Raw genomic sequence first — 11,733 nt, forward strand, 5'->3', positions numbered from 1 at the left:
CTGGAGGATGGTGCCCCCATGTCGATCAAGGCGTTCCGCCTGTCCGGGCTCGTGCCCTATGCCCTGCCCGCCGCGGTGATCGCGCTCTGGCAGATCGGTAGCTCGCTCGGCGTGATCTCGAACCGCGTCCTGCCGGCGCCAACCGATGTCGTCGCGGCCGCCTGGCGGCTGACGCTTTCCGGCGAACTCCTCGCCAATGCCGAGATCAGCACGTTGCGCGCGCTCGCCGGCCTGCTGGTCGGCGGCGGCATCGGCTTCGGCCTCGGGCTCGCCAACGGCCTGTCGCGCGCCGCCGATCGCGCCACCGACACGACCGTGCAGATGATCCGCAACATCCCGCACCTCGCCCTGATCCCGCTGGTCATCCTGTGGTTCGGCATCGGCGAGGAGGCGAAGCTGTTTCTCGTCGCGCTCGGCGTGTTCTTCCCCGTCTATGCCAACACGGTGCACGGCGTGCGCCACGTCGACGCCCAACTGGTCGAAATGGGCCGCGCCTACGGCATGAATTCCTGGGCGCTGTTCCGGCGCGTGATCCTGCCGGGAGCGCTGCCGTCGATCTTCGTCGGCCTGCGCTATGCGCTCGGCATCATGTGGCTGACGCTGATCGTCGCCGAGACGATCTCCGCCTCGTCCGGCCTCGGCTACATGGCCATGCAGGCGCGCGAATTCATGCTGGTCGACGTCGTCGTGCTGTCGATCCTGATCTACGCCGCGCTCGGCAAGCTCGCCGACAGTCTCGCCCGTTTCCTCGAACGCAGGAGCCTCGCATGGCACCCGGCTTTCCAGTCGCACTGAGCCTTCGCTCGGACGAGACCGTCGCCGCTGTCGGCCCTCGCTCGTCCGCTTCTCACCCTGCGTCGACCACCGCGCCGCCGACCGCTGCAACGTCGCAGGCGGCGGATGATCGTGCCGGCCTGGCCGATGTCGTCTGGAGTTCGCTGCGCCCGTTCGTGCGGGCCGAGACGCCGGCCGACGAGATCGAGGTCTCCGCCGTCGATGCGGAGCGCGAGACGGCGGCCCACGGTCCGGGCGCGACGTTGTCGCTCGCGGGCGTGGAAAAACGCTTCGGCGACAAGACCGTACTGCACGGCATCGATCTCGATCTGGCAAGCGGTGAGTTCCTGGTCATCGTCGGCAAGAGCGGCTGCGGCAAGAGCACGCTGTTGCGCCTGCTGGTCGGCCTCGATCAGCCGACCGCCGGCACGATCACGCTCGACGATGCGTCGGGCGCCGCGCCGAACGCGCGGATCGTATTCCAGGAGCCCCGGCTGCTGCCGTGGGCGAGCGTGGTCGACAATGTCGCGGTCGGCCTGCCGCCGGGCCGATCGAAGGCGGCGGCGCGGCGCGCCGCGCTCGATGCGCTCGCCGACGTCCATCTGCAGGCGCGTGCCGACGAGTGGCCCTCGGTCCTGTCGGGTGGCCAGCGGCAACGCGTGGCGCTCGCCCGGGCGCTGGTCAGCCGGCCGGACCTGCTCGTGCTCGACGAGCCGCTCGGCGCGCTCGACGCCCTGACGCGGATCACCATGCAGAACCTGATCGAGCGGGTCTGGAGCGCACAGGGCTTCACCGCCGTCCTGGTGACCCACGACGTCGCCGAGGCGGTGGCGCTCGGCGACCGCGTCATCGTGATCGACGAGGGCCGCATCACGCTCGATCTCCGAATCGACCTGCCGCGTCCGCGCGAACGCGGCTCGGCCGAGCTCGCCCGGCTCGAAGGCCGTCTTCTCGACGCGATCTTCGGTGTCGAGGAGGTCGTCTACTGAGAGCGACGGCGGCATACGGGCGCGCCTCGTCGATCGAGGCCGCCCGCGCCGTGGCGGTGGCCGTAGCACGGGGCGGGATCACGGGGCGCGCGAACTTCGTCGTTCATGAAGATGGGAAGGAGCAGGTGGTTCTGCCCAAAAATCTGGCAGATTGCACACGCATTCAGAAGAAACTTTTATTCTTTTAAGTTGCCTTCCCTCCTCTGACGGTCCTATCCTCCGGCCATCATCACCGGAGGACCAACGCCCATGTGCGGAATCGTCGGGCTGTTCCTGAAGGACAAGGCGCTCGAGCCCGAGCTCGGCCGGCTCCTGTCCGACATGCTGATCACCATGACCGATCGCGGCCCGGATTCGGCCGGCATCGCGATCTACGGCGCCGAGACGCCCGGCTTCACCAAGATCACGGTGCAATCGCCGGAGCCGGCGCGTGACTTCGCCGGGCTCGACGACCGGATCAAGGCGGCGACCGGAACGACCGTCAAGATCGCGGCCAAGGCGACCCATGCGGTGCTGACGGTCGCTTCGGACGCGGTCGAGGCGGTGCGCGCCGCGCTCGGCGCCATCGCGCCGTCGATCCGCGTCATGGGCGTCGGCACCAATGTCGAGATCTTCAAGGAGGTCGGGCTGCCGCGGGACGTGGTCGAGCGCTTCGGCGTTGCGGCGATGGCGGGCAGCCACGGCATCGGCCATACGCGCATGGCGACCGAATCCGCGGTCACCACGCTCGGCGCACATCCGTTCTCGACCGGGCCGGACCAGTGCCTGGTCCACAACGGCTCGCTGTCGAACCACAACAACCTGCGCCGCGAACTGAAGCGGCTCGGCGTCAGCTTCGAGACCGAGAACGACTCGGAAGTCGCCGCCGCCTATCTGACCGCCGCCATGAAGGACGGCAAGGATCTCGGCGCGGCACTGACCGGTGCACTCGACGATCTCGACGGCTTCTTCACCTTCGTCGTCGGCACCAAGTCCGGCTTCGGCGTGCTGCGCGATCCGATCGCGTGCAAGCCGGCGGTGATGGCCGAAACCGACGCCTATGTCGCGTTCGGCTCGGAATACCGCGCGCTCGCCGGCCTGCCCGGCATCGAGACCGCGCGGGTCTGGGAGCCGGAACCGGCCACGGTCTACTTCTGGGATCACGCCAAGGCGGCGTGATCGGCAATGTCCGGGGCCACGCCAAGGCGGCGTGGCCTGGTCGGCGGCCAGGACACAGACGACGAACCGTCGCCGTTCCTCGCACGCCGATCTCCGCACCATCCGCCCGCCCCACCCTGGGGAGCGAGGAGCATCCGATGCCCGTCTTCGATCTCGCCGTCACGCCGCTGCGCGCGCTGAATGAGGCCCTGCACACCGTCGGCGCCGGCAGCAACGACACCCATTTCGACATTCTGAACCCGCGCGGCGCCCATGCGGTCGCCGTCGGCATCGACCAGCCGCTCACCGTCGCGGTGAAGGGTTCGGTCGGCTACTACTGCGCCGGCATGAACGACGGCGGCAGCGTCACGGTCGCCGGCTCCGCCGGCCCCGGCGTCGCCGAGAACATGATGTCCGGCACCGTGGTCATCGAGGGCGACGCCTCGCAGTATGCCGGCGCCACCGGGCGCGGCGGCCTGCTCGTGATCAAGGGCAATGCGGCCTCGCGCTGCGGCATCTCGATGAAGGGCATCGACATCGTCGTGCACGGCTCGATCGGCCACATGTCGGCCTTCATGGCGCAGTCCGGCAACCTCGTCGTGCTCGGCGACGCCGGCGAGGCGCTCGGCGACAGTCTCTACGAGGCGCGCCTGTTCGTGCGCGGCTCGGTCAAGAGCCTCGGCGCCGACTGCATCGAAAAGGAGATGCGGCCCGAGCACATCGCGATCCTCAGCGATCTCCTGGCGAAGGCCGGCGTCGAGGGTGTCGATCCGGCCGCGTTCAAGCGCTACGGCTCGGCGCGGAAACTCTACAATTTCAACATCGACAACGCCGACGCGTACTGAAGGGGGCCGCGATGAGCTACCAGAACCCGCCGACCCCGCCGCGCAAGTCCGCGACCTTCGACGATTATACGCTCGCCGAGATCCGGCGCGCCGCTGCGACCGGCATCTACGACATCCGCGGCGGCGGCACCAAGCGCAAGGTGCCGCATTTCGATGATCTGCTGTTCCTCGGTGCCTCGATGTCGCGCTACCCGCTCGAGGGCTATCGCGAGCGCTGCGACACCTCGGTCACGCTCGGCACGCGCTTCGCCAAGAAGCCGATCCACCTGAAGATTCCGATCACCATCGCCGGCATGAGCTTCGGCTCACTCTCCGCCAACGCCAAGGAGGCGCTCGGCCGCGGCGCGACGCTCGCCGGCACCTCGACCACCACCGGCGACGGCGGCATGACCGAGGAGGAGCGCGGCCACTCCTCGATCCTGGTCTATCAGTACCTGCCGTCGCGCTACGGCATGAACCCGCGCGACCTGCGCCGCGCCGACGCGATCGAGGTCGTGGTCGGCCAGGGCGCCAAGCCCGGCGGCGGCGGCATGCTGCTCGGCCAGAAGATCTCCGACCGCGTCGCCGAGATGCGCACGCTGCCGAAGGGCATCGACCAGCGCTCGGCCTGCCGGCATCCGGACTGGACCGGCCCGGACGACCTCGAGATCAAGATCCTCGAGCTGCGCGAGATCACCGACTGGCAGAAGCCGATCTACCTGAAGGTCGGCGGCGCGCGGCCCTATTACGACACCGCGCTGGCGGTGAAGGCCGGCGCCGACGTGGTCGTGCTCGACGGCATGCAGGGCGGCACGGCGGCGACGCAGGACGTGTTCATCGAACACGTCGGCCAGCCCACCCTCGCCTGCATCCGCCCGGCCGTGCAGGCGCTGCAGGATCTCGGCATGCATCGCAAGGTGCAGCTGATCGTCTCGGGTGGCATCCGTTCGGGCGCCGACGTCGCCAAGGCGCTGGCGCTCGGCGCCGATGCGGTCTCGATCGGTACCGCGGCGCTGGTCGCCATCGGCGACAACGACCCGAAGTGGGAAGACGAATACCGCAAGCTCGGCTCGACCGCCGGCGCCTACGACGACTGGCACGAGGGCAAGGACCCGGCCGGCATCACCACCCAGGATCCGGCGCTGATGGCGCGGCTCGATCCGATCGCGGCCGGCCGGCGGCTCGCCAACTATCTGAAGGTGATGACGCTCGAGGCACAGACCATCGCGCGGGCCTGCGGCCACAATCACGTCCACAACCTGGAGCCGGAAGACCTCTGCGCGCTGACGCTGGAGGCCGCGGCGATGGCGAAGGTTCCGCTCGCCGGCACCGACTGGTATCCGGGCAAGGGCAGCTTCTGAAGCCGGCGCGGCGGCCGGACGGGGACCAGGTCGCCGCGCATGAAATCTGCATGGGATCGCATCAACGCCCGTCGCGCCGCCGGCTCGACGGGCTCCGGACGAGGACAGGAAGGGGCATCATGACGACCGATCTCGCCGCCTTCGCCGCCGACCGCGGCGTGAAGTACTTCATGATTTCCTACACCGACCTGTTCGGAGCCCAGCGCGCCAAGCTGGTGCCGGCACAGGCGATCGCCGAGATGCAGAAGGACGGCGCCGGCTTCGCGGGCTTCGCGACCTGGCTCGACATGACGCCGGCGCATCCGGACCTGTTCGCCGTGCCGGATGCGAGCGCGGCGATCCAGCTGCCCTGGAAGCCCGAGGTTGCCTGGGTCGCGGCCGATTGCGTGATGGAGGAGAAGCCGGTCGCGCAGGCGCCGCGCGTGCTCCTGAAGCGGCTGGTCGATGAGGCCGCCGCACAAGGGCTGCGCGTCAAGACCGGCGTCGAGGCGGAGTTCTTCCTGCTGACCCGCGACGGGTCGGCGATCTCGGACGTCTACGACGGCGGCGACAAGCCCTGCTACGACCAGCAGGCGCTGCTGCGCCGCTATGATGTGATCGCCGAAATCTGCGACCACATGCTGGCGCTCGGCTGGAAGCCGTACCAGAACGACCACGAGGACGCGAACGGCCAGTTCGAGATGAACTGGGAATACGACGACGCGCTAGCGACCGCCGACAAGCACTCGTTCTTCAAGTTCATGGTGAAGTCGGTCGCCGAGAAGCACGGGCTGCGCGCGACCTTCATGCCGAAGCCGTTCAAGGGCCTGACCGGCAACGGCTGCCACTGCCATATCTCGGTCTGGGATCTCGCCGGCACCACCAATGCCTTCGCCGATCCGGCCGCGCCGTTCGGGCTCTCGGCCGCCGGCAAGACGTTCCTCGGCGGCATCATGAAACACGCGACCGCGCTCGCCGCAATCACCAACCCGACCGTCAATTCCTACAAGCGCATCAACGCGCCCCGCACGATCTCGGGCGCGACGTGGTCGCCGAACACGATCACCTGGACCGGCAACAACCGCACCCACATGGTGCGCGTGCCGGGTCCGGGCCGGTTCGAGCTGCGGTTGCCCGACGGCGCGGTCAATCCATACCTGCTGCAGGCCGCGATCATCGCGACCGGCCTCGACGGGCTCGCAACCAAGGCCGATCCGGGTCCGCATTCCGACCTCGACATGTTCAACGAGGGCTTCAAGGCCGCCGACGCGCCGCGCCTGCCCTTGAACCTGCTCGACGCGCTGCGTGCCTTCGAGGCCGACACCACGCTGCGCGCGGCGCTCGGCGAGGAATTCTCGGCCGGCTACCTCAAGCTCAAGCACGAGGAATGGACGGCCTATTGCAGCCATTTCACGCAGTGGGAGCGCGAGACCACGCTCGACATTTGAGGCGGCTCAACGCCCCCTTCGCGTCACCGGATCCCGATCCCCGCTGCTCCGCGCGACGGTGCAGCGGGGATTTGCGTTTGCGAGGTGCCGTTTCGGGGACAGGAGATCCGCGTCCCCGTCATTGACAGGGGACGGCCGATCGCCTCCTCTGCCGGCCACCCACGGGAGGCCATCCGCGAGGACGGCGGCCGTGCGGCGACGGAGGCGGCGGATGTACGATCGTTTTCTCGTTTCGAAGCAGATCGACCAGTGGCTCGCCGAGGACATCGGCGGCGGCGATCTGACCGCGCAGCTGATGATCGATCCGCGCGCGACCGCGACATTCGCCATGAATGCGCGCGAGCCGATGACGCTCGCCGGCGTCGAGGTCGCGGGCCTCGTGTTCACGCGCTACGAGCCGGCCTGCCGGATCGAAATCCATGCGCACGACGGCGCGACCGTCGAGAGGGGCGCACTTCTGATGACGGTCAGCGGACCGGCGCAGGCGCTGCTGACGGCGGAGCGCACCGCGCTCAACGTCGTGCAGCGCCTGTCCGGCATCGCCACCGAGACGGCGAAGTATGTGCGCGCGATCGCCGGCACCAAGGCGCGGCTGCTCGACACGCGCAAGACCACGCCGGGCCTGCGCATGCTCGAGAAGCACGCCGCGAGCTGCGGCGGCGCGCTCAACCATCGGCTCGGCCTCGACAGTGGCGTCATGCTCAAGGACAACCATATCGCGGTCTGCGGCAGCATCATGGAAGCGGTCAAGCGCGCACGCCTGCGCGTGCCGGCGCTGACCAAGATCGAGGTCGAATGCGACCGGCTCGATCAGGTCGAGGAGGCCCTCGCGGCCGGTGCCGATGTGATCATGCTCGACAACATGTCGCTCGAAACCATGCGCCAGGCGGTCGCCCTCGTGGACGGCCGCGCGCTGCTGGAAGCGTCCGGCGGCATCCGTCTCGACACGATCGCCGCGGTGGCCGCGACCGGCGTCGACTATATTTCGACGAGCCGGCCGTTCCAGTCGGCCCCGGCTGTCGATATCGGCCTCGACGAGGCCTGAGGCCGGCGACCCGATCGCTTACGAGCGGGTGCGCGCGAAGCGCTGCTCGAGTACCTCTTCGCCCCATTGCCGGCCGGGACGCTCCTCGACGAGAACGAAGCCGTGGGCCTCGTAGAGGTGGCGGGCCGCATCGAGCCCGGCAAAGGTCCACAGCTGCATCTCGGCAAAGCCCCGCGCGTCGGAGAAGGCGAGCGCGCGGTCGAGCAGGCGTCGGCCGACGCCGCCGCCACGCGCCTCCGGGGCGACGATGAACCAGCGCAAATGGGAAACGCCGGGGCCGATGTCCTCGCCATCGACCGCGACCGCGCCGACCACGCGACCGTCCCTCACAGCCGTCCAGAGGCCGTTGCTCGGGCGATCGAGCCGGTCGCAGAACGCCGCGAGACCGCCGGCGACCACGGCCTCGAAGCGTCGTCCGAAACCGGCGGTCGCGGCGTAGTGGACGGCATGCATCTCGACGATCCGGCCGACGACGCCGGGGCGATAGCCTTCAACGACGTCGATCGCGGGTGCGGGTGCCGGCGGGGCCGGATCGCCGGCGAGCGCCGTGGCATAGAGGTCGAGACCGTCGAGAACGGTCGCATGCGTTGACGCCGGCAGCCGATCGAGCGCGCCGGCGACCTGGGCGCGCGCGAAGCCGTGAATGGCCGCGACCCGCGCCCGGCCGGCCGGGGTCAGGCTCAGCGCCTTGGTGCGGGCATCGGCAGCGCCGGGCTCCTCCCGGATGTCGCCGGACAGCACGAGCTTGCGCAGCAGCCGGCTGACGCTCGACTTCTCGAGGCGCAGCAGGATCGCCAGGTCGCGCGCCGTCATCGCCTGCGCCGCCTCGATCTCGATCAGCGCATGGACGGCCGAGGGTGGCAGGTCGGTGCCGGCAAAGGCGCCGCCCATGAAGCCGAACTCGCGCACCAGCCGGCGCGAGGCGGCGCGAATACGATCGATCGTTGCAGCTGGGGCAGTCATGAATCCGGCATATCGTTGTACGATACAACTATATGCCGGACTATCGACGGCCGGGTCAAGAGGCGGCGGCCGCAACGACCCGACCGGTCACGCACGGTGCCGAGGAGGCCGTGCGGATCAGAACTGCGCCTGCTCGGCCTCCAGATAGGCGAGGCTCACATATTTGCCGATGTTGTTGGCCCAGCCCTTGGTCTCGGCGGCGCGCGAGGCGACGCGCGGGTCCTTCAGGGTGAAGGCGAGCGCGCCCTCGAGCGGAATGCCCTGCTTCACCGCCTCGACGCAGGACTCCCAGATGCCGGCGAAGAGTTCCCGCTGCCAGGTCAGCACCGCGGTGCCGGCCTCACCGTGGGCCGGCACCCAGATGGTCGTGCGGCTCGCCGCGATCAGCTTGTCGATCGCCTCGAAGGTGCCCTGATAGGAGCCGTCCTCCATGTTGGCGATCCGGCGATCCATCAGGATGTCGCCGACGCACATCACGCCGTCCTCGATCACTTCCACCGCCACATCGGCGTCGGTATGGGCCCGTCCATAGTGATGCAGGCGCAGCGTGACATCGCCGAGCGAGAGCGTATCGCCGTGGGCGATGTCCCTGTTCGGCGGCACGATGTCGGTGCCGACCGTCGCGTCGTTGGTCCAGCGGTTCATGGCCTCGTGCCAGAACCGGCCGACCGCGCCCTCGATCGCCATGCGGGTCGGGGCGAGCGCGTAGATCGGCAGATCCGCGCCATAGGCGGCCCGGAAGGCCTGATTTCCGAGCCAATGATCGCCGTGGTAGTGCGTGTTGACGACGCCGATGACCGCCTTGTCGGTCAGGCGGCGCAATTGCCGGACGGTCATTTCCGCGATCTGCACCGACGCGCCGCTGTCGATCACCATCACGCCGGCCGAGCCGACCACGAAGACGATGTTCGACATCATTCCCTGGTTCTGCGGCGTCGGAAAGCCGTCGGGCGACCAGACCATGTGCACGTGCGGCGAGAGCCGCTGCAGCGGATGGTCCGGGACCGGCGGTCCCCGTTCCGCCGCAGCCGCGGTCGCCAGCATCGCCATCAGCTCGGTCATGCCGGCGCTCGTCGCAGAGATTGCGAGCGCGCCGTTCTTCAGAATGCGCCGTCTGGACAGGGTCATGTCTGGCCTCCCAGGCCGGCCGCCAATGGAAAGGCAGGCCGTCAGTCGAAATGGTAGAAATCGTCGTCCAGCGCCCCGACGACGCTCTCGATATCCTCGGGGAAGACCATCACGTTCAGCCGCGACACGCAGACTTCGACCTGCCGCCGCAGCTCCTCGCGCGCGTTCACGCGGCGGGTCGAGCGGGTGTAGAGCGACATCGGATTGCCGTCCGTTACGCGCGCGAGGTGACAGGCACCGTTGCAGCCGTTCTCGGCGAGCAGGCGCCGGCCAAGCTCGATCGACGGGCTCCCGACGGACGAGCCTCCAAGCGATGGGGCCTCGCCCGACACCGGACGCGCGGCTTCGGGCACGCTCGCGCCCTCGCTGCCGGCTCCGGCCGTCGCGATCGGCATCGCGGCGAGGACCAGCGCGGCGGCGAACAGTCCGGGGCGAGGACGGCCGCGCATCGCAAGCCCCCTCAAGCCGTCTTGGCGCGGTCGACGAGCCGATCGGTCGCAACCGCGCCGAACCACATCGACCACAGCACGATCCAGGCGGTCAGCGCGAAGACCGACGCGCCCGAGACGCCCGCGCCGATCGCACAGCCGCCGGCCAGCACACCGCCGAAGCCCATCATGCAGCCGCCTGCGATATAGCGGCGCATGGTTGCGCCGCTGTCGAAGCCCTCGAGCTTCAGCTCGCCGCTGAGCGCCGCGGCCAGGAAGGCGCCGACGAACACACCGGGGATCAGGCCGAGATCGAAGGTCAGTTTCCCGCCGGGCGGCATCAGCACATACATCAGCGAATCCGCCGAGGGCGACGTGAAGCTCAGCGCATGCACCGGCACCATCTCGAACGAGGTGGCGGCCATGGAGAAGTTGAACCACCAGGCGACCGCGACCATCAGGCCGACGCCGGCGGCGCCGACCGCCGGCCAGATCCCGACCTTGTTGCGCAAGGCGAGCACCAGCCCGGCGACGAGCCAGAGCGCGCCGAACAGTGCCGCGCCGGCATGATCGACGCGGAACAAGACGAGCAGGTCGCGGGACGGGCCGTCGATGGTCCAGAGCGCGTTGACCGCGGCGCGGACCGGCGACAGCGCGCCGTCGCGGGCGGCCTGCGCGGCGACGGCGAAGACGAGGCCGGAGAGCAGCGCGCGCAGATTGCCGGTCGCCGACAGCACCAGCATCCGGCTCGCGCAGGCCTTGGTCAGCACCATGCCGCTGCCGAACATCAGCCCACCGAGGATCGCGCCGGACAGCGAGCCGGTGTTGTTGAGCTGCCGGACCGTGCCGGTATCGAACAGACCGAAGACGATCAGCAACTGCGTGGCGATCAGCGCGGTCGCGAAGGCGAACAGCCAGATCGCCAGCCGGTCGCCGAGCCGCCCGTGCGCGACTTCGAGCGTCGCCGCGCGCAGGCAGAAACGCGAGCGTTGCGCCAGCGCGCCGAACAGCATGCCGATCACGGCGCCGCCGAGCGCGAGCGTCCACTGGTCGCCGATCCGGTCTATGAACCAATCGAACATGGCGGGGCACCATTGCGGGCCCTCGGCCGAACGGCGCGCCGCCGGCGGCAGGGCCCGATCGGCCCGGCATCACCAAGGCATTGCGGGCAGCGCGCCGATCCGCTCAGGGCTTGATGTAGGCGTAGTGGTCGCGGAACTGCAGCTCGCCGAGCCGGACCACGCCCGAAGGCACGAAATCGGCATCGAGGATGAACTGGTCCTTCTTGAGATTGCGCCGCTTCAGCGTGATCTCGCAGACCTCGAAGGTCACGCCCCGCGCCTTGAGATCGGCGACCAGCGGCGCGTATTCGGTGCTGCTCTTCGGGTCCTTCGCGCCTTCCATCAGGAAGTCGACGCCGTCGGCATGGGTCACGACGACGATGGTCGTCTTCGGCGCGACGTCCAGATGATTGCGGATGTTACGCAATCCCTTCAGCGCCTGCGCGGCCGAATCGTCGATATGATAGATGACCTTGTCCTGGGCGAAGGCCGGGCCGGCGACGCACAGGAGCGCCGCGACCAGTATATTCCGAAGCCAGTTCGCGATACCGAACATGGGGGTTCCCTCCTCGCCCCCGGCCGGGGGCTGCCGCCGG

At 69.1% G+C, this 11,733-nt stretch carries 12 protein-coding genes; 7 read left to right on the plus strand and 5 right to left on the minus strand.

The features are described from left to right. Positions 1 to 18 precede the first annotated feature (18 nt). The 7 genes from ABS361_17095 (at position 19) to nadC (ending at position 7,557) form a co-directional block, all read left to right on the plus strand. Complete coding sequence (locus ABS361_17095; protein ID XBY43773.1) at positions 19 to 795, plus strand: ABC transporter permease subunit; 777 nt, start codon at positions 19 to 21, stop codon at positions 793 to 795. Beyond that, positions 768 to 1,763, plus strand: a complete 996-nt coding sequence (locus tag ABS361_17100) for an ATP-binding cassette domain-containing protein (GenBank protein ID XBY43774.1) — start codon at positions 768 to 770, stop codon at positions 1,761 to 1,763. Before ABS361_17095 ends, ABS361_17100 begins: the two co-directional genes overlap by 28 nt. Positions 1,764 to 2,012: 249 nt before the next feature. Next, a complete protein-coding gene (locus ABS361_17105; protein ID XBY43775.1) occupies positions 2,013 to 2,921 on the plus strand; it encodes a glutamine amidotransferase family protein in 909 nt (302 codons plus the stop codon). A gap of 137 nt (positions 2,922 to 3,058) precedes the next feature. Then, positions 3,059 to 3,745, plus strand: a complete 687-nt coding sequence (locus ABS361_17110) for a GXGXG domain-containing protein (GenBank protein ID XBY43776.1) — start codon at positions 3,059 to 3,061, stop codon at positions 3,743 to 3,745. A gap of 11 nt (positions 3,746 to 3,756) precedes the next feature. Further along, complete coding sequence (locus ABS361_17115; protein ID XBY43777.1) at positions 3,757 to 5,085, plus strand: FMN-binding glutamate synthase family protein; 1,329 nt, start codon at positions 3,757 to 3,759, stop codon at positions 5,083 to 5,085. Positions 5,086 to 5,204: 119 nt separating this feature from the next. After that, positions 5,205 to 6,512 (plus strand): type III glutamate--ammonia ligase, encoded by a 1,308-nt coding sequence (gene glnT / locus ABS361_17120; protein XBY43778.1) that lies wholly within the window; start codon positions 5,205 to 5,207, stop codon positions 6,510 to 6,512. Positions 6,513 to 6,723: 211 nt separating this feature from the next. Next, positions 6,724 to 7,557 carry a carboxylating nicotinate-nucleotide diphosphorylase gene (nadC, locus tag ABS361_17125; GenBank protein XBY43779.1) on the plus strand — a complete coding sequence of 278 codons (834 nt, stop codon included), beginning with the start codon at positions 6,724 to 6,726 and terminating at the stop codon, positions 7,555 to 7,557. 18 nt (positions 7,558 to 7,575) lie between these two features. On the opposite strand, the gene ABS361_17130 is transcribed toward nadC, so the two are convergent. The 5 genes from ABS361_17130 to ABS361_17150 all read right to left on the minus strand — a co-directional run bounded on the left by ABS361_17130 (position 7,576) and on the right by ABS361_17150 (position 11,693). Next, positions 7,576 to 8,520, minus strand: coding sequence for a helix-turn-helix domain-containing GNAT family N-acetyltransferase (locus ABS361_17130; protein XBY43780.1), 945 nt, complete (start codon positions 8,518 to 8,520; stop codon positions 7,576 to 7,578). Between the two features lie 117 nt (positions 8,521 to 8,637). Further along, entirely contained in the window at positions 8,638 to 9,648 is a 1,011-nt protein-coding gene (locus ABS361_17135) for an MBL fold metallo-hydrolase (GenBank protein XBY43781.1), read from the minus strand. 41 nt (positions 9,649 to 9,689) lie between these two features. After that, positions 9,690 to 10,043: a hypothetical protein gene (locus ABS361_17140; GenBank protein XBY43782.1), complete on the minus strand. Its 354-nt coding sequence runs from the start codon at positions 10,041 to 10,043 to the stop codon at positions 9,690 to 9,692. 65 nt (positions 10,044 to 10,108) lie between these two features. Then, positions 10,109 to 11,158 (minus strand): YeeE/YedE family protein, encoded by a 1,050-nt coding sequence (locus ABS361_17145; GenBank protein XBY43783.1) that lies wholly within the window; start codon positions 11,156 to 11,158, stop codon positions 10,109 to 10,111. A gap of 103 nt (positions 11,159 to 11,261) precedes the next feature. Next, positions 11,262 to 11,693, minus strand: coding sequence for a DsrE family protein (locus ABS361_17150; protein ID XBY43784.1), 432 nt, complete (start codon positions 11,691 to 11,693; stop codon positions 11,262 to 11,264). Positions 11,694 to 11,733: the final 40 nt, after the last annotated feature.

The sequence above is a fragment of the Ancalomicrobiaceae bacterium S20 genome, assembly GCA_040269895.1.
Taxonomy (GTDB): Bacteria; Pseudomonadota; Alphaproteobacteria; order Rhizobiales; family Ancalomicrobiaceae; genus Methyloraptor; species Methyloraptor flagellatus.